Source organism: Phycisphaera sp. (assembly GCA_025916675.1).
Taxonomy (GTDB): domain Bacteria; phylum Planctomycetota; class Phycisphaerae; order Phycisphaerales; family UBA1924; genus JAHCJI01.
This window is the reverse complement of record CP098402.1, coordinates 2951019-2969802: the sequence shown is the minus strand read 5'-3', so window position 1 is coordinate 2969802 and position 18784 is coordinate 2951019. Positions and strand designations below refer to the sequence as shown.

The window sequence follows — 18784 nt, the reverse complement described above, 5'->3', positions numbered from 1 at the left end:
GGGCATGGCGAGCAATGGCAACGGGACTGATGTGGTGGTGACGCGGGCGATGCCCGGGGCGTTCGACGTGGGTGGCGCGGGCGTGCGCGTGCTGGGGGAGGCGTTGCCCGAGCGGCAGACCGTGCTCGACGCGCTGCCGGGGACCCGGGTGCTGGTGAGCATGTTTACCGATAAGGTGGATGCGGAGACGATCGCGGCGGCTGGTGGCTCGCTGCGAGGCGTGTGCCAGTACGCCGTGGGGACGGACAACATCGATTTGGACGCCTGCAAGGAGGCGGGCGTGGTCGTCACCAACACGCCCAACGCGGTGACCGAGGGCACGGCCGACCTGGCGTGGGCCCTGCTGCTGGCTGTGGCACGGCGGGTGGTGGAGGGCGACGCGTATGCGCGGAGCGAGGCGTATCCGGCGAACGGCCCGCTTGGGATGAGCGATTTTCTGGGGGCCGACCTCACGGGTCGCACGCTGCTGATCGTGGGGGCGGGGCGGATCGGCCGGGCGGTGGCGCTGCGGAGTATCGGCTGGGGCATGCGCGTGCTGTACGTGGCGCGGAGCCGGCATTGGGATTTTGAGTTGGCACCGCTGGCGGCCGAGCGGGTGGAGCTTGACGAGGGGCTGGCTCGGGCCGACGTGGTGAGTGTGCACACGCCGCTGACCGACGCCACGCGGCACCTGATCGACAAGCGGCGGTTGGGGCTGATGAAGGCGAGCGCGATCCTGGTCAACACCGCGCGCGGGCCGGTAATCGACGAGGCGGCGTTGGCGGAGGCTTTGGAGAACGGCACGATCTGGGGCGCGGGGCTGGACGTGTTCGAGCGCGAGCCGGTGGTACACCCGGGGCTCATCGCGGCGAAGAACGCGGTGCTGACGCCGCACATCGGCAGCGGCGAGCGGCGGTACCGGGAGATGATGACGGCGATGGTGGCGGGGAATGTGCGGGCGATTTTGGAGGGGCACGAGCCGGCGAATCGGGTGGGCTAGTTTGTTGGGAGCGAAGAAAGCCCGGACTTGCGCCCGGGCCTCGTTTGGGATCGGGCGCTTGCTCAGCGGTTGCTGGCGTAGTGGATGTCGAGGTATCGCGCCACGTAGTCGACCAGGCTTGTTGCCTCAGGGATCTCGGGGTTGGACGTGTGGCCCATGGGCTCGAAGCGCATGCCCTTGAAGCGGGTGACGGCTTCTTCGACGGGTAATCCATATTGGAGCGCGAGGCTGAGGGCGCGGCAGTAGGCTTGGACCATGCCCTTGATGGTCGAGCCTTCTTTGGCCATCTTGATAAAGACCTCGCCGGGCGAGCCGTCGTCGTAGAGGCCGATGGTGAGGTAGCCCTCGTGCCCACCGACGGAGAACTTGTGTGTGACGGCGTTTCGGGTGTTGGGCAGCATCCGGCGGTCGTGCTTGGTGGGCGTATCGGTCATGGTCGATTGCATCGTTGGGGGGCCTCCGGTGCCGCGTGCGGTGGGAAGGATATCGGCTGTTGGCCCCCCGGCCTCTCGATGTTGAGTATCAGAAGCGGCTATGGGGTTGTTTGGGGGCCGCGGCGGGCCGATACTCATGGCGGTGGTTGTCGCTTATGATGCTGCCGGCCCGTGTGAGATCTGGCGGGAATGCCGGAAGGCCGATCGATGATGATGCTGGTATACACATGACGCAAACTGCGAACACAATACGAACAAATGCCAATAGCCGGGCGGCTTCGCTCGCGGCGTTGGCGGCGTTGCTGGTTGTGCTCGCGTCGGCCGATGCGGCCATGCGGGTGTCCTCGCAGGGCGTCCGCGAGGCGATCGAGGGCCGGCCGCAGGCGCGCACGAGCGTGGTCGGGCTAGGCCGGATGGTCGAGGGCCTGCTGGCGTGCGCGGCGGTGCCCGACGAAGGCCGGTGCGTGGCGCCGGTGCCGTCTGCCGATTTTGTCTCGGAACCCGGCCAGGTCGGCTGGGCGTTGCCGGCGGCCTTCGGGCTGCACGAGTTGATGGACCTGCCTCCGCCCGCTGTGGCGTGAATGGTCTCGGGCCGGCGTGGGCGCTCTCGGGCGGCTTGCGCGGGCGGCACCTCTCGCCCGACTTCGTACACATCCAAGGCAACACCCCATCGGGGCGTCGCGGCGTGCGTTCTTCTGGCACGGCCGGTGGCGCGGCATCGTGAGGCATCATCATGGCAGGCAACCAGGGCATCCCCGTCATCGGGCCCGTGCTGAACAAGATCATCGGCACGCGCAACGAGCGGTTCGTCAAGAAGTACACCAGCAAGGTCGACCAGATCAACGCGCTGAGCGACGAGATGGGCGCGCTGACCGACACGGAGCTGCGCAAGAAGTTTGGCTCGTTCCGCAAACGCATCACCGACGGCGAGAAGGCCGAGGCGGTGCTGCCCGACGTGTTCGCCGTGGCGCGCGAGGCGATGGACCGGTCGGTGGGCATCCGCAACACGCTGAACCCCGAGCACGAGTTCGACGCGAGCAAGCTGTCCGAGGACATGCGGACGCTGCACGCCGACCTGATGAAGCAGGCGGCCGAACTGCCCGTGCTAATCCCCAAGACCTTCATGGGCGAGCCGCCCCAGGGCGCTGTGCCCGACGAGAAGGAAGAGTTTCTGGGTTCGGCCGAGCCGATCCCCGGATGGATGCGGGTGGAGATCCCGCCGGCGTTCTACGCGGCGGTGCGAGAGCTGATTCCCGAGAGCCGCCCGCCGTTCCGGGCGAGGCCGTTCGACGTGCAGTTGCTCGGCGCGATGGTGCTGAGCCAGGGCAAGATCGCCGAGATGAAGACGGGCGAGGGCAAGACGATCGTCGCGCCGCTGGCCACGTGCCTGGCGGCGGTCGAGGGTCTCAAGATCCACGTTGTGACGGTGAACGACTACCTGGTGCAGCGCGATCGCGACTGGACGTTCCCGTTCTTCCACGCCCTTGGCATGACGGTGGGGGCCATCCACCCCCAGCACATGCAGCCCGAGGAGATCAAGCGGCAGATGTACCGCTGCGACGTGGTGTATGGCACGACCAGCGAGTTCGGGTTCGACTACCTGCGTGACAACATGAAGCGGTCGGTGGCCGAGCAGGTGCAGCGCCGGCGTGAGTTCGCGGTGGTCGACGAGGTGGACTCGACGCTGATCGACGAGGCTCGGACGCCGCTGATTATCAGTGGCCCCGCGCACGAAGACCGCCCGCGGTACGAGCAGGCCGACGAGTTGGCACGGCATCTGGTCGAGCTCAACAAGCCCTGGACGCAGGCCGACGAGCAGGTGCAGGAGGCGGTCAACCGGATCAAGGCGCTCGAGGGCGACGTGCGGACGGCTCGTGACAAGGACGAGGCCAAGAGGATGCAGGCCGAGCTTGCCGAACTGCGCAAGGGCCTGCCCGCGATGGAAGAGCAGCGCGATCGGCACACGCAGTATTACGAGATCAAGATCGAGCGCAAGCAGGCGTACCTGACGCACGACGGCATCGCCGAGGCGCAGCGCAAGGCGGGCGTGGGCTCCTTCTATGTCGACGAGAACATGGACCTGCCCCACCTGATGGAGCAGGCGCTGCGGGCGCACGTGGTGTACGAGATCGACCGCGATTACGTGATCATGAACACGCCCAGCCCGCAAACGGGCCAGAGCGAGCCGAGCATCGTGATCGTGGATACGTTCACGGGCCGCCCGATGATCGGCCGCCAGTGGAGCGATGGGTTGCACCAGGCGGTAGAGGCGAAGGAGAAGGTGCCCGTCAAGCAGGAGACCCAGACGGTCGCGACGGTGACGATCCAGAACTTCTTCAAGATGTACGAGCGTCTGGCGGGCATGACGGGTACGGCCGACACCGAGGCGCAAGAGTTCAACGACATCTACAGCCTCGACGTCGTGAGCATCCCTACCAACCGCGAGATCACGCGCAACGACTACGACGACCTGATGTTCCTTCGCGAGAAGGACAAGTGGGAGGCGATCGTCGACGAGATCAAGGCGTTCCACGACGTTGGGCGACCGATTTTGGTTGGCACGACGAGTGTGGAGCGGAGCGAGTTCCTCGGCAAGATGCTCCAGCGCAAGCACGGCGTGAAGCACGAGGTGCTGAATGCCAAGCAGCACGAGCGCGAGGCGCACATCGTGGTGAACGCGGGCCAGATCGGGGCGGTGATGATCGCCACGAACATGGCCGGTCGCGGCACGGACATCAAGCTGGGCAAGTGCAGCCGCGAGCAGTTGATCGATCACTGGCTGCGCCGGAGCATCGCGTCGCGAGAGCTGACGCCGCAGGCCACCGAAGACGAGCTGCGCGAGAATGTGTTCCGAAAGATCGCGCAGACGGAATTGAAGGAAGCCGGGCTGAGCAAGCGCGACATCGAGCAGATGCCGTTCGAGGACGTCGAATTCGCGTTGCTCAAGCGGTGGGCGGAGCACCACACGTACTTGACTGACAAGCAGGTGGAGGCGGCAACACGCGATGAGTTGATGGCCGAGCTCGACGCGTGCGGGCGGTTCCTGCTGCATCGGATTCGTTGGTTTGACAATATCGAGGACATGGGCGGCCTGCACGTGATCGGCACCGAGCGGCACGAGAGCCGGCGCATCGACAACCAGTTGCGTGGTCGTTCGGGCCGCCAGGGTGATAACGGCTCGACGCGGTTCTTCGTGAGTCTTGAAGATCCTCTGATGAAGATGTTCGCGGGCGCGGCGATGCAGAACTTCCTGTCGAAGGTGGGCGGCATGAAGGAGGGCGACGCCATCGAGCACCCGTGGCTGAGCAAGAGCTTCGAGCGAGCCCAGCGTAAGGTCGAGGAACGCAACTTCCAGACACGCAAAAACATCCTTGAGTACGACGAGGTGATGGAGCACCAGCGGCAGTACTTCTACGGGTTGCGCCAGCGCGTGCTCGAGGGCCGCGACGTGAAGGGCTTGGTGCTGAATTACATCGATGTGGTGGTTGATGAGGCCTGCGAGCAGTACCTCGACACCGATTACCCGGCGCAGTGCGCTGCGGAGTATGCCAAGCAGCAGCTCGATTGCTCGGTGTTGAGCGATCGGCTGCGTGGCAAGGATCAGGAGGAGATGGACACCATCATCCGGCGCGAGGCCAAGGAGGACGCGCGGCAGATGATCGACCTGACCCTGGGCGAGTACATGCCCATGGAGGGCTCGGAGGTCAGCGTCGACTTCGATTCGGCCGGCCTCATCAACTGGGCCAAGAGCCGCTTCGATGTCGAACTGCACGCGGCGGACCTGCGCGAGGGCGGGGCATCCGAACGGCGGCACGTGATGGACACGCTGGTCGTGCGGGCGCACGAGAAGATTGACCAGGCCGACCTTGCGGGCCTGGCGCGGTTCACCGAGGCGCACTACGGCGCCGTGGAGCTTGCCGACTGGGCCAAGAAGCGTTTCGGCATCGAGGTCGGTGTGCAGGAACTGGTTGATGCCGAGACGGCCGAGGAGAACTCGGCGGGCGAGCTCATCAAGCAGAAGGCCCGCGAGGTATACAACGACCTCGAGGTGAAGTACCCGGCCGAGTTTGCGATGAACGTGACGCGGAACCTGATGCGCACCAGCCCGGGCGATGCGCTCGGGCAGCTCGCCGAGTGGGCCAATCGGCGCTACCAGCTCGGGCTCACCGAGGAGCAGCTCCGCAAGACGAATCCCGCGGCGCTACAGAAGCAGGTCGAAGAAGCGTCTCGGGAGTTCGTGGAATCGGGTCGGCTTGATAAGGAGATCAAGGACGCGTTGGCGTGCCCGACCGACGAGACGCTCGACGCGCACCTGAAGCAACGCTTCAGCCTGCGGACGGGTGTGCCCGACTGGATGAAGGGCATGCGCGGCGAGCAGCGTGAGGGTGTGGTGAGCGGCCGCATCGAGGAACTGCTGCGGGCCGAGATGCTGCACCTGGAGCGCATGGTGCTCCTCGAAGCGCTCGACAACCAGTGGCGCGACCACCTGTACCAGATGGACCAGTTGCGCGACGGCATCAGCTTCCGCGCGTTCAGCCAGCAAGACCCGCGCATCGCGTACAAGAGCGAGGGTGCGACGCTGTTCGGCGAGATGCAGCAGGCCGTGCGGACACGCGTGACCGACTACATCTTCAAGATCCAGGTTGGCCCCGAGCAGGCCCTGAGCCGCAGCGGGCTCGGGCCGATGGTCGGCGGCCGGCGGGGCGGCGGCCAGGGCGGACCGGGTGGTCCCGGCGGCGCTCGACCGACACCGGCTGGCCCCGCAGCGGGGGGGCGCCCTCCTGGGGGCGGTTCGATCCCTGGGTCGGGCATGATGTAGGCCGCCGGTATAAGTTTGTTCGGGAAATCGAACCCCCGTGCCATTGGCTGCGGATGGGTTCGTGGCTCGGCCTCCCTCCCCGAGAGCCACCGGAGCGTCCGGTGGCTGTACCATGGGTATCGATCCGGGGTTCCGATCGGGTTTTCGGATCGGGGCATCGGCAGCCGGGGCGGGTGATGGGCCCGTGGGTCCCGGCACAAATCCAAGACGCGGGAGGGGATCGGCGATGGTGAACATGCGAACACGAACGGCGGCGTGGCAACGAGGCTTCACGCTCATCGAACTGCTGGTGGTGATCCTGATCGTCTCGGTGCTGATCGCGCTGGGGCTGGCGGTGGGGGCCCGCGTGGTGGAAGGTGGCAAGGCCAGCCAGACTCGCGACCTGATCAAGGTGCTGGACAACGCGATGAACAGCTACTTGCAGGCCACCGACCGGAAGGTGCCGCCATCGTCGATCATCGATCCGAGGCAGGACGAGGGCAATCCGAGCGGCACGATCGTGTACATGCCGCTGGCCGATGCGTGGGATGCGGACAATGACCGGCCGATCAACAGCGTTGGCCTGTTCCTCGCCGAGGCGAGCCGGGTGTCGGGCGTGTCAAATCTATTGGAAGGGCTCGACGCGAAGAACTATCGCCTGTTCGCGTACACCGATGCCGCCACGCTCACGGACGCGCCCGGTGAGAGCGAACCGGAACTGATGACCGTGCTCGACGCGTGGGGGAACCCCATTCGGTTCGTCCACCCGGCTTTCCACGGGGTCCGCCGGACCGCGGAGCGACTCGATGCCACGGACTTCCTCGGCCCCGCACCGGCCGGCGAGTACTACCCGCGTGAGGTCCGCCGGGATCCGGCCATGATGGACGCCGACGGGGGCCTGAGTTCCAACGGGCGGCCGTACTTCTACTCGGCGGGCCCCGATGGCGATCCCTCGACGGTCGAGGACAACATCTATACGGTGCAGCCGCAGATCCAGAACTGACCGCTCTCGGGCCGGCGGGTGCCGATTCGCCCCGCGTGTGGCGGCGGCGTACCATGACGGCCTTCCGGGGTGTAGCGCAGCTTGGTAGCGCGTCTCGTTCGGGACGAGAAGGTCGGAGGTTCGAATCCTCTCACCCCGATTCAATTTTGCAAAAGCTTCGGTAAGTGTCGAAGCTTCCAGTGTTTAGAACTGGTTCAACCCCATCCCCCACTCCGCTTCTGCGCTGCGGGATGATCACGCTACCATCTCAACGAGTCTGCCGCCCTCTTTGTCGGTGCCAGTCCACATGGATACAACCCCCGACGAGGACATTCTTGCGCATTATGCTGAGGGCATCGAAGCCGATCGCCTGTCCGGGCGTGGTGGAATCGAGTTTGAGCGTACAAAGTCGATCATCGAGCGAACTCTCCCGATGGAGAGGTGTTGTGTGTACGACATCGGTGGCGGACCGGGCGAGTATGCATTCTGGTTGTCATCGATGGGCCACGAGGTCCATCTCATGGACGTTGTTCCACTGCACATTGAGCAGGCCGGGGCCCGGAGCAACAACAAATCAGTCGCTCTGGCATCCATTGAGGTGGGTGACTGTCGTTCATTGCCTCGATCAAGTGAAACGGTCGATGTCGTGCTTCTCTTGGGGCCGCTCTACCACTTGCACGAGCGTGCCGATCGGATCGCCTGTTTGTCCGAGGCACTACGCGTATTGAAGCCTGGAGGTGTGGTGATAGCCGCAGCGATATCTCGATTCGCATCGGCTCTCGATGGGATCGTGCGAGGATTACTCGATAATCCGGACTTCACGGCGATCGTCAATGAAGATCTTCGGAGCGGTCGACATCAAAACCGGGCTCGGCACCCCGGGTTCTTTACCACTGCGTACTTCCATACGCCTGACGAATTTCTCGACGAGGTAGCCGAAGTCGGGTTCAGGGGCTGCAATTTGCTCGCGGTTGAAGGACCAGCCTGGCTAACCGGTCTGTCGCTGTCCGATTGCTCGGATCAGGGCCGAGAGCGGTTCTTTGAGTTGCTCGGGCGCATAGAGTCTGAACCTTCTCTCATGGGAGCAAGCGCGCACTTCGTGTGCGTTGGGAGGAAATCAGAACTTGCCGTAGGCTCAGTCTGAGACCAGAGCTAGGGCGAGATTCACTGTTCATGGGCTCCGGATCCTATTTGAGAAGCAAAGAGTTCAACCGGAGTTCTGTCATCCCCAATTCGGATCGGCAAGAACAGCCGGAGCAAGTTCTTGGGGCTTGAGCGTTCTGCTCGAGCACGATTGCTCGTATCCGGGGCTCCGCCGTGTTCTCCGTCCAATACATCCAAGAGCTTCGTTGCCTCGACCAACTGATCGCCAGCGGCACTCGCCTGCGCGATGAGTGGGAAGCCGGACTCAACCGGTTCGCCGGTCCGGGCGAGGCCCTCTTCGAGGTCTCGACGACACGGAATTCGTTGGAGTGTGCGGGCTCAACCGCGATCCCTTTTGTGATGATCGGATTTTCGGCCGAGTGTGGCACCTCTCCATGTTGCGCCGGCTTCGAAGGGAAGGGCCGGTATCGACAGAGCATTCGTCCGAGCCGCGTTGGATCACGCCCGGTCGCCGTTCGGGCTTGCTCGGCTTCGTGCGGATGATGTGGGATCGCTGCCAGAGACCATGCTCGATTCCGCCGAGGATGCCGATCGAGAAATTGCTCTGACCGCCGGGGATCATCGGGCAGACAACCGTGGTCCGGCGGTGCTTGCCGATGGGGATGTCGTGCTTCTTCTGGAACCCCAGCGTCTCACCAAAGGAGCGTGGAGGCTGGTGCCGTCATGGTGTCGGCTGGCCGTTGTTGGACTCTGGTTCGAGCGGGTCTTGTGTGCGTGTTCTGCTTGCGGCAGACTATTCTTCTACACCGACGCCGAAGCGTTGCACTTGTGAGCCGTCCTTTTGAGTACCGAGGTCAACATGCCCAAGCCTTTTGCACCCGATGTATCGTCCCGCCCGTTCTCGATGACTATCGAGCGGCAGATGGCCGCGGGTGCCGGGCAGCTCTACGACGCGTGGACCAGGGGCTTCGACACGTGGTTCGCCCAGCCGGGTGAGCTCATCATGACGCCGGAGGAAGGGAGCCTGTTCTTCTTTTATAACCGCCACGATTGGGGGCGGCATGCCCACTACGGGCGATTCTTGGAACTCGTCAAGAATGAACGCGTCAAGATGACCTGGCTGACCGGTGCGCCGGGCACCTATGGCGACGAGACGGTGATCGAGGTCGAGTTGAGCCCCCGAGAGGGTGGCACCCTGCTGCGGCTTTCGCACTCGGGGTTCAGCACCGAAGAAGCGTGCAAGGGGCACGAGGACAACTGGCCCGCCGCTTTGGAAGCGCTGGACGACGCCCTGAGCCGATAAAGCACGCCGCTTGTGAGCAAACTGTCGCGACACTTCGGATGCCCACGGCAGTTGATTTGACGGTGAAGTGGTCGCTTCTGCGAAGAGTGTGTAGCACTGCGACCTCCCAGATTCAGGCGGTTCGGCGCAACTGGTCGGCCTGGCAGTATCATGCTGTGGAGATGCAGATGGAACGTCGAGCGGGTAGTCCAAGAGTCGGGGTGTGGTAAGTTCGGTGGGGCGCGAGCACGGGATGCAACAAGACAGAACTCTGGCAGCCGCGCGGGGTTGGGTAGCCTGATCTCGAACTCTGGCAACAAGTTACAAGCTTTCTGAGAACCAGTGTGCATCTTCGCGCACGGACCTCGGCTAGGCTGGCCGGGGGGTAAGATCGGACGGTCCACCATTTGCTACACTCCCGACGCCCGATGCTGGCCGCATGGAGGATGAACGCATGGCTCAAGCCGACTTCCACCTCCCCCAGCGTGGCATGGGCAGCACCGCCCGCCGGGACAAATGGTGGATCCAGCCGCTTGTCGTGTTCCTGGTTCTCAGCGGGTTCATCATCTACGCGACGTGGGCGGCGTTGCAGGGCGAGCATTACTTCGCGCACAACGGCGGGGCGCACTACCTCTCGCCGTTCTATTCGCCGCTGCTCTACGGGGCAGAGGGCGAGCCGTATTGGATCGCGAGGGGCATTCCGAGTTGGTGGCCCTCGTTCCTCCCGTTCTCACCGGCCATGCTGATCCTGATCGGGCCGGGGTTGATGCGCTTCACGTGCTACTACTACCGCGGTGCGTACTACAAGGCGTTCTGGGCCGACCCGCTCTCGTGCAGCGTCGGCGAGCCGCGCAAGGGCTACCGGGGCGAGAACTCGTTCCCGCTGATCATGCAGAACATCCACCGGTACGTGTTCTACCCGGCGGCGGCGTTCGTTTTGGTGCTGCTCTACGACGGGTTCAAGGCGCTCTGGTTTACCGATGCTTCGGGCGACACGCGTTTCGGCGTTGGTGTTGGCTCGGTTGTGCTCATCTTGAACGCCCTGCTGCTGGGCGGGTACACATTCGGCTGCCACTGTGCGAGGCACCAGATCGGCGGGTTCCTCAACTCGCTGTCGAAGCGGCCGATCCGGGCCAAGTGCTACGGCTGCGTGAGCGCGCTCAACAAGCGGCACATGTATTGGGCGTGGGTGAGCCTGTTCTGGGTGGCGTTCACCGATCTCTATGTCCGGCTGCTCTCGATGGGCTACATCACCGACCCGAGGATCATCTTCTGATGGGTACACCAGAACGCATCACCCACGAGCACGAGGTGCTCATCATCGGGGCCGGCGGCGCCGGGCTCCGGGCGGCCATCGAGGCGGCCTCGACCGGGGCGAGCGTCGGCGTGGTCTGCAAGTCGCTGCTGGGCAAGGCCCACACCGTGATGGCCGAGGGCGGGATGGCCGCCTCAATGGGCAACGTCGACGACCGCGACAACTGGCGGGTCCATTTTTCGGACACGATGCGGGGCGGGCAGTACCTGAACAACTGGCGGATGGCCGAGATCCACGCCCAGCAGGCGGCCGATCGGGTGCGCGAGCTCGAGTCGTGGGGGGCGCTGTTCGATCGCACCCGCGACGGCAAGATCCTGCAGCGCAACTTCGGCGGGCACAAGTTCCCCCGGCTTGCCCATGTGGGCGACCGAACCGGGCTGGAGATGATCCGCACCCTCCAGGACCACGGCATCCACCAGGGCATCGACTTTTACATGGAATGCACGGTGCTCGAGATCCTGATGGATGGCGACCGCGTCGCCGGGGCCGTCGGATACGACCGAGAGAAGGGACGTTTCCACGTGTGGAAGTCGCCGGCCATCGTGCTGGCGACCGGCGGCATTGGGCGGGCGTATAAGATTACCAGTAATTCGTGGGAGTACACAGGCGACGGGCACGCTTTAGCTTACCGCGCGGGTGCCGAGCTCAAGGACATGGAGTTCGTCCAGTTCCACCCGACCGGCATGGTCTGGCCGCCGTCGGTGCGCGGCATCCTGGTGACCGAGGGTGTTCGCGGCGAGGGCGGCGTGCTTCGCAACAGCGAGGGTCGCCGGTTCATGTTCGACGACATCCCGGATCTGTATAAGAACCAGACCGCATCGGACCCCGAGGAGGGATGGCGGTACGTCACGGGAGACAAAGACGCACAGCGGCCGCCCGAACTGCTCACGCGCGACCATGTTGCCCGGTGCATCGTGCGCGAGATCCGCGAAGGGCGCGGCAGCCCGCACGGCGGCGTGTTCCTCGACATCGCGTGGATCAAGGAGAAGATGCCCAAGGCCGAGGCGCACATCCAGAAGAAGCTGCCCAGCATGTACCACCAGTTCAAGCAACTGGCCGGCGTGGACATCACCAAGGACGCGATGGAGGTCGGCCCGACCACCCACTACGCCATGGGCGGCGTGAACGTCGACGGCGAGACCCAGATGTCGACGGTTAAGGGGCTGTTCGCCTGCGGCGAGGTCGCCGCCGGGCTGCACGGGGCCAACCGGCTGGGCGGCAATTCGCTGTCGGACCTCGTCGTGTTCGGCAAGCTCGCGGGAGAGCACGCGGTCAACTGGGCCAAGGCGAACCCCACGCCCACTGTTGACCAGGGGCAGGTGCAAGACGCGTGCCGTGCCGCACTGGAGCCGCTGGAGCGATCGACCGGCGAGAGCCCCTACGAGGTGCAGTCCACACTCCAAGACATGATGCAGGACAAGGTCGGCATCGTGCGCAAGGAGGGCGAGATGGCCGAGGCGGTCGAGGGCATCGCGGCATTGAGTGCCAAGGCCGCCAACGCCTCGGTGCCCGGCAACATCGAGTACAACCCTGGCTGGCATACGGCGCTCGACCTGCAAAATCTCATGGTCGTGTCCGAGGCGGTCGCCCGGTGTGGCATGGACCGCAAAGAAAGCCGCGGGGCCCACTTCCGAGAGGACTACCCCGAGAAGGACGAGGGGCATGCCGGGCACAACACCATCGTTTCTCGCGGATCGGACGGCCAGATGAGGGTCGAGCGGCGGGCCATCCCGCCCATGACGAGCGAACTGAGCGACATCATCAAGGAAATGGGTTGAGCCCCGTGCGTTTCCGCCGAAAGGACTGAAGTCATGAGCGAGGGCCGGCAAGCGACATTCAGCGTCTGGCGGGGCGACCATCAGACCGGTTCGTTCGTGGACTACCAGACGAACGTCACCGAGGGCATGGTGGTGCTCGACGCGGTCCACCAGATCCAGGCCGAGTCGGCCTCGGACCTCGCCTGCCGCTGGAACTGCAAGGCGGGCAAGTGCGGCTCGTGCTCGGCGGAGATCAACGGCAAGCCCAAGCTCATGTGCATGACGCGCCTGGACACACTCGACATGACCAAGCCGGTCACGGTCGAGCCCATGCGGTCGTTCCCCTCGGTGCGAGATCTCGTGACCGACGTCTCGTGGAACTATGAGGTGAAGCGGAAGATCAAGCCGTTCAAGCCACGCAAGCCCGACGCCGAGGACGGCACGTGGCGGTTGCAGCAGGCCGACGTGGAGCGTGTGCAGGAGTTCCGCAAGTGCATCGAGTGCTTCCTGTGCCAGGACGTGTGCCACGTGCTGCGTGACCATCACAAGCACGACGAGTTCGGCGGCCCGCGGCACTTTGTCTACCAGGCGGCGCTCGAGATGCACCCGCTGGACGTCGAGGAACGCCTCAAGCAGGTCAAGGACGACAACGGCATCGGGTATTGCAACATCACCAAGTGCTGCACCAAGGTGTGTCCCGAGCACATCACGATCACCGATAACGCGATCATCCCGCTCAAGGAGCGTGTGAACGACGAGTTCTACGATCCGATCACGAAGCTCTTCAGGATCTTCCGGGCCAAGCCCAAAGCGGAGCGCAAGGACTAACGCGACAGATTCCCAAGGAGCACATCGATGGAACTGAAGCGAATCAAGGCCGAGTCGATCCCCAGAGCGCTCCAGAAAGCCGAGCGGTACCGCTTGCTGAACGAGCCGCGGAGTGCCGAGAGCATCTGCCGGGACGTGCTCGTGGTGGACGACAGCAACGAGTCGGCGATCAAGATCCTGATCCTGGCGATCACCGACCAGTTCACCATGGGCGGCGAGCGCACCGGCATGCGCGAGCGGAAGGAAGACGTGGAGGGCCTGCTCTCTCGTCTTCCGGATGAGTATTCGCAACTCTACTACAAGGGCGTGATGCTCGAACGCTGGGCCAAGGGCCTGCTTCGGGAGAAGGCCGATCCCAGGACCGTCCACGAGTTTCTCGTCGAAGCGATGGCGGCCTACGAGGCTGCCGAGGCCATCTTCGATACCGACAACCAGGACGCCGAACTGCGTTGGAACACGTGCGCCCGGATCATCATGCGATACGGGTTGGCTGGTGGGTCCGAAGAGCCGGCGGTCCACCTCGAATCGTTCGATGACGAGGTGCCGTTCCGATAGGGCTGGCCGAGTAGGGCTCGTACTCTAAGTGTATCTCGACAGGGGCTCATACGGCTGATAACAGGATCTGATATCGTGGCGCAAAACGATGCCAATTTACGGGAATAACCGATCTGCTGCGGAGGATTCCCCGTTCACATGGCAACCGATCTACCCATCACCCACTCGGCCAGGTGCGATCGCCGGGACTCGTCCCAGGCAGCGCTCAATGGCATGGGCTTGACGCTCTTCTGAGTCGAGTGGCTATCTAGCTGAGCGTGTGCGAGCCGACCTTCTCGGCCCCGTTCGGTTGTCGTGATGACTCTATTCCAACTCGTTGCACCACTCGTCGATCACGTTCGGTAGTGTGCTGTCATGCCCGAACCGCATGTGGTCCGCTCGAAGCGGCCTCCGGCGCTGTAGCGCCACGGCCCATCATGGAAGGAAACCAAACATGGACCCCCGATTCGTTACGAAGGAAATCCACGCCCTGCTCGATTACCCCGTCGCTCTCGTGCTCATGGGCGCCCCGTTTGTTCTTGGCTTGGGTGAATCGAACCCTGCGGCACTCTGGCTCGGTGTTGGAACCGGTATTGCCGCGTTGATCCTGACGATCTTCACGAACCACAAGCTGGGTGTCGTGCGCATTTTACCCTACTGGTTCCACGTCCTTGTCGACGCGCTCGTTGGCGTCACGTTCGTGGTCGCTCCATTCGTGCTCGGCTTCGCGGGGATCGACGCCTGGTTCTACTGGGCCAACGGGGCGGCGGTGCTCACGGTCGTCAGCCTGAGCAAGCCAGCATCCTCGGCTTCGCAACATCCGATCGCAGCCTGATCGGTCGTGCTGCGGCGAGCAGTTCCTCGTTCCCACGGACTCGTGGCCAACCCCTCGGAAGTATCCGAGGGGTTGTTCATGACGTTTTGCCGTGGCCGATCGAGATACCTCTGTTCTTCGATGCATGGGAATGCTCGGGCAGATACCCGTATTATCTGCGATGCTATCCACACTCATCCCGATCATCGCGCTGCTCGCCGCCGCTCCCGACCCCACGCTGCCGGAAATGACCGGTCAGATCGAGCGGTACCGGGCCGACCTGGGCAGCTTCCGGCGGTTCGATGATGCGCCGATGTCGCCGGGGGCGATCGACCGGCTTGGCGGCTTCAACCAGCAATGGCTCGACGCGCTCGACGATGTCGAGCTCGATGGGCTCTCGAACGATGGCCGGGCCGACTTCATGCTGTTCCAGGAGCACCTGCGGTTCGCCATCGATCAGGCGGCGTACGAGCTCGACAAGCTGCGTGAGATCGAGCCGCTCGCGCCGTTTGTTGCCGACATCGTGCCGATGCTCGAAGCGCACCGGCGAATGGAAACGCTCGACGCACGTCAGGCCGCCGAAACGCTCGATCGGTTGTCGGCCGAAATCAGCGAAGCGACCGAGGCGCTCGAGGACGCCGACACCGAGCGGGATCGCGTGCTGGCCCGTCGCGCGTCGATGAGCCTTGACCGACTCATTCGCTCGCTCTCGTCCTGGTACCAGTTCTACGACGGGTACGACCCGGTGTTCTCGTGGTGGTGCGAGAAACCGTACCAGGCGTGCAGGGATGCGTTGCGTGCGCACTCGAAGAAGCTGCGTGAGAAGATTGCGGGCATCACCGACGAGGAGGACCCGGTCATCGGCGATCCCGTCGGCCGAGACGTGCTGCTACGGATGCTTGAGCACGAGGTGATCGCGTACACACCCGAGGAGCTCATCGAGATCGCCGAGCGGGAGTACGCGTGGTGCCTCGACCAGATGCTGCAAGCTTCGGACGAGCTGGGTTTCGGCAAAGACTGGAAGGCGGCGCTCGAGCACGTCCGCGGGCTGCACGTCGAGCCGGGCCGGCAGCCGGCGATGATCGCCGAGATGGCACACGAGGCGACGGCCTTTATCGAGGACAACGGCCTGATCACCGTGCCCGAGCTGTGCAAGGAAACGTGGCGGATGTCGATGATGTCGCCCGCGCGGCAGAAGGTGAGCCCTTACTTCCTCGGCGGCGAGACCATCATCGTTTCATACCCAACCGATACCATGGAGCACGCCGACAAGCTGGCCAGCATGCGCGGCAACAACCGGCACTTCTCTCGAGCGGTCGTGCATCACGAGCTGATCCCGGGGCATCATTTGCAGAACTTCATGCTGGCCCGCTACCGCACGCATCGGTCGCTGTTCCGCACGCCGTTCTGGATCGAGGGCTGGGCACTGTATTGGGAGATGAGGCTGTGGGATATGGACTTCCCGGAAGGCCCCGAGGACCGCGTCGGCATGCTGTTCTGGCGGATGCACCGGTGCATGCGCATCATCTTCAGCCTGCGGTTCCACCTGGGTGAGATCACCGCGAGCGAGGCGGTCGACCTGCTCGTCGATCGCGTCGGCCACGTCCGGCAGAACGCGACGGCGGAGGTGCGACGCTCGGTGAACGGCGACTATCCGCCGCTTTACCAGGCGGCGTACATGCTGGGCGGGCTCCAGATCCTTGCGTTACACGAGGAGCTCGTCGAGAGCGGCGGCATGACCGAGCGCGAGTTTCACGACGAGATCCTGCGCCACCATGCCATCCCGATCGAGGTGCTGCGGGCGATCCTGACCGACGAGACGATTGAGCGGGATTTCGAGCCGTCCTGGCGCTTTGCCGGCTGAATTTAGATTTGGTCCCAGGCCCAGATCTTCATCTGCGTGTCCTTGTCGAGCGTGTGCTTGCTGACCTTGAGTGTGAGCAGGATGCGGCCACGGTGGTGGGCCTCGTGCGCGATGAAGTAGCTCAGGGTCGTGTAGATGCCGCGCTTGAAGCCGCGGCGTTTGGCCTCCTCGTTGAGTACGCCGATGAGCAGCGAACGGATCGCGGCATCAGACTGCTTGAATGCCTTGCGGAGCGTGGCGCGAGAAGGCTTGGAAGAGGCATCGAGCTTGACCACGCCCGATGCGAGGTCCTTCGCACGCTTCTCAAGGTGCGCGAGCCGGATGTTGTGCATATGGGCGAACTCACCCGATACGCCCCGGCCGCCGCGTGTGGACAGCGTGCAGTGCAGCCCTCCATCCGATACCGCGTCGAGGATCACGCGGTTGATCGCACAGTTGGTGTCCCAGGCGGTTGCAAGTTCAGCGGATTGGTCGGTCATGGGTCGCCTCTCACCAGTCATCACGACCGCGTCGCTTTCGCGAAACGGCCGACTTGATCATCTTGGTCTTCTTACGCTCGCGTTCGTGCCGCTCGGCCAGGGTGCGGGCGTTGCGTGCTTGCTCTTCCTGGAGTTTCAGGTAGCTGGTAAAGCGGCGTTCGTCGAGCTCGCCGGCTTCGATGGCGGCCCGGACGGCGCAGCCGGGCTCGCCCTCGTGCCGGCAATCGCTGAACTTGCAATCCGCGATGATGGCCGCGACGTCCTCGAACAGGTCGGCGACACCGTCGTCGCAGTCTCGCAGTTGGAACTCACGCACGCCGGGGTTATCGACGAGCACGCCGCCCGATGGCAGCAGGTGCAGCGAGCGGGAAGTGGTCGTGTGCCGCCCCTTGCCGTCCTTCTCGCGGATGCCGCCGGTGGCCAGATCGCCCGCGCCCAAGGCGTTGGCCAGGGTCGATTTGCCCACGCCCGAAGAGCCCAGCAGCGCGACCGACTGGCCCGGCCCACACCATCTCTTGAGAGCATCGGCCTGCTCGGGGGTCCGCGCGTCCATGATCTCAACGGCCAGCCCCGGGTGGAGCTGCCCGGCTTGCTCGGCGAGCGCCGCGGGATCATCGTGCAGGTCGGCCTTGGTGAGCACGACGACCGGCGTCGCCCCTGCTTGAAGCACCATCGCCAGGTACCGCTCGAGGCGCGATAAGTTGAAGTCCTCGTTGCACGAGCTCACGACGAACACGGTGTTGATGTTCGCGGCGATGACCTGCGGCTTGGCCTCCTCGCCCGCAGCCTTCCGCGAGAGCAGCGTCTGGCGTTCGAGCCGCTTGATCGTGCGGTCGCCTGCGGCGTTGAGCACGAGCCAGTCGCCCACCGCGACCCGGCCGTCGGCATCGGCAGATTGCACGGGCAGGCGGAACTCGCCGTTCTCTCCGAGCAGTTCGACCTGGCTGCTGTGATGGGCCGAGACGCGGGCCAAGACGATCGAGTCAAGCTCGAATTCCGAGAGCTGGGCCTCGAAGAACGGGTTCCAGCCGAGGGATCGGAGTGCTGGGGGGGTCATGCCGGGGCACCTCGAGCGAGCATCGAACAGGTCCGGAGCATCGCTCGAAGTCTAGTGCCGGCGTCTCGGGTCGGCTCGTTAGCCTATCGCTTTCGCGCCGGCTGCGGCGACAGTGTGGTCGTTCTCCACGGAACTGCCTGAGACGCCGATGGCCCCGACGATCGTTCCACTGGCGTCCTTCAGAGGCACGCCGCCGGGGAAGCTGATGAGCCCGCCGTTGGAGTGCTCGATGTTGTAGAGGGCGCCGCCCGGCTGGCTGAGCTTGCCGATCTCGCCCGAGTCCATGTCGAAGCCGCGGGCCGTGCGGGCCTTCTTCATCGCGATGTCGATCGAGCCAAGCCAAGCGCCGTCCTGTCGCGCGAACGCGACGAGGTTCATGCCCGCATCGACCACGGCGACGTTCATTTTCGTATCGATCTTCTTCGATTCCGCGAGCGCGGCCTCGACGACGTTCTGTGCTTGTTCCAATGTGATGCTCATAGCGTTCACCTCCTCCGTTGGATGTTGGTTGGCATGCTATACGGCGCACTCGTCCGCCTCGTGGTGCTCGTGTTGGC

Annotated in this window: 17 protein-coding genes and 1 tRNA gene; 14 read left to right on the top strand and 4 right to left on the bottom strand. The window is 64.3% G+C overall.

Features of this window, described 5'->3' with window-relative positions; genetic code table 11:
* Positions 1-4: 4 nt before the first annotated feature.
* Complete coding sequence (locus NCW75_12600; protein ID UYV12129.1) at positions 5-979, top strand: D-glycerate dehydrogenase; 975 nt, start codon at positions 5-7, stop codon at positions 977-979.
* 62 nt (positions 980-1041) lie between these two features.
* Here the strand turns inward: NCW75_12600 and NCW75_12595 are convergent, their stop codons facing one another.
* On the bottom strand, positions 1042-1413 hold the full coding sequence (locus tag NCW75_12595; protein ID UYV12128.1) for a hypothetical protein: 372 nt from the start codon (positions 1411-1413) through the stop codon (positions 1042-1044).
* 227 nt (positions 1414-1640) lie between these two features.
* Between NCW75_12595 and NCW75_12590 the strand changes: the two genes are divergently transcribed.
* The 13 genes from NCW75_12590 to NCW75_12530 all read left to right on the top strand — a co-directional run bounded on the left by NCW75_12590 (position 1641) and on the right by NCW75_12530 (position 16691).
* Entirely contained in the window at positions 1641-1994 is a 354-nt protein-coding gene (locus NCW75_12590; protein ID UYV12127.1) for a hypothetical protein, read from the top strand.
* A 152-nt stretch (positions 1995-2146) separates the two neighbouring features.
* Positions 2147-6232: a preprotein translocase subunit SecA gene (secA, locus tag NCW75_12585; protein ID UYV12126.1), complete on the top strand. Its 4086-nt coding sequence runs from the start codon at positions 2147-2149 to the stop codon at positions 6230-6232.
* A gap of 235 nt (positions 6233-6467) precedes the next feature.
* Positions 6468-7214 (top strand): type II secretion system GspH family protein, encoded by a 747-nt coding sequence (locus NCW75_12580; protein ID UYV12125.1) that lies wholly within the window; start codon positions 6468-6470, stop codon positions 7212-7214.
* Between the two features lie 65 nt (positions 7215-7279).
* Positions 7280-7353 (top strand) — tRNA-Pro (locus tag NCW75_12575).
* Positions 7354-7500: 147 nt separating this feature from the next.
* The gene (locus tag NCW75_12570) at positions 7501-8337 is read left to right on the top strand and encodes a class I SAM-dependent methyltransferase (GenBank protein ID UYV12124.1); all 837 of its coding nucleotides are present in this window, start codon (positions 7501-7503) and stop codon (positions 8335-8337) included.
* A 525-nt stretch (positions 8338-8862) separates the two neighbouring features.
* Positions 8863-9129 (top strand): hypothetical protein, encoded by a 267-nt coding sequence (locus NCW75_12565; protein ID UYV12123.1) that lies wholly within the window; start codon positions 8863-8865, stop codon positions 9127-9129.
* Positions 9130-9156: 27 nt separating this feature from the next.
* Positions 9157-9600, top strand: a complete 444-nt coding sequence (locus NCW75_12560) for an SRPBCC domain-containing protein (protein ID UYV12122.1) — start codon at positions 9157-9159, stop codon at positions 9598-9600.
* A 433-nt stretch (positions 9601-10033) separates the two neighbouring features.
* Positions 10034-10855: a hypothetical protein gene (locus tag NCW75_12555; protein ID UYV12121.1), complete on the top strand. Its 822-nt coding sequence runs from the start codon at positions 10034-10036 to the stop codon at positions 10853-10855.
* Positions 10855-12672, top strand: coding sequence for a fumarate reductase/succinate dehydrogenase flavoprotein subunit (locus NCW75_12550; GenBank protein ID UYV12120.1), 1818 nt, complete (start codon positions 10855-10857; stop codon positions 12670-12672). The genes NCW75_12555 and NCW75_12550 overlap by 1 nt, the downstream gene beginning before the upstream one ends.
* Positions 12673-12705: 33 nt before the next feature.
* On the top strand, positions 12706-13479 hold the full coding sequence (locus NCW75_12545) for a succinate dehydrogenase/fumarate reductase iron-sulfur subunit (GenBank protein ID UYV12119.1): 774 nt from the start codon (positions 12706-12708) through the stop codon (positions 13477-13479).
* 27 nt (positions 13480-13506) lie between these two features.
* Positions 13507-14034, top strand: a complete 528-nt coding sequence (locus tag NCW75_12540) for a hypothetical protein (GenBank protein UYV12118.1) — start codon at positions 13507-13509, stop codon at positions 14032-14034.
* A 433-nt stretch (positions 14035-14467) separates the two neighbouring features.
* Positions 14468-14848 (top strand): hypothetical protein, encoded by a 381-nt coding sequence (locus NCW75_12535; protein ID UYV12117.1) that lies wholly within the window; start codon positions 14468-14470, stop codon positions 14846-14848.
* A 160-nt stretch (positions 14849-15008) separates the two neighbouring features.
* Complete coding sequence (locus tag NCW75_12530; GenBank protein UYV12116.1) at positions 15009-16691, top strand: DUF885 domain-containing protein; 1683 nt, start codon at positions 15009-15011, stop codon at positions 16689-16691.
* 2 nt (positions 16692-16693) lie between these two features.
* Here the strand turns inward: NCW75_12530 and NCW75_12525 are convergent, their stop codons facing one another.
* The 3 genes from NCW75_12525 to NCW75_12515 form a co-directional block, all read right to left on the bottom strand.
* Entirely contained in the window at positions 16694-17170 is a 477-nt protein-coding gene (locus NCW75_12525; GenBank protein ID UYV12115.1) for a DinB family protein, read from the bottom strand.
* Positions 17171-17180: 10 nt separating this feature from the next.
* Positions 17181-18227, bottom strand: coding sequence for a ribosome small subunit-dependent GTPase A (gene rsgA, locus NCW75_12520; protein ID UYV12114.1), 1047 nt, complete (start codon positions 18225-18227; stop codon positions 17181-17183).
* A gap of 78 nt (positions 18228-18305) precedes the next feature.
* Positions 18306-18707 carry a heme-binding protein gene (locus NCW75_12515; GenBank protein ID UYV12113.1) on the bottom strand — a complete coding sequence of 134 codons (402 nt, stop codon included), beginning with the start codon at positions 18705-18707 and terminating at the stop codon, positions 18306-18308.
* Positions 18708-18784: the final 77 nt, after the last annotated feature.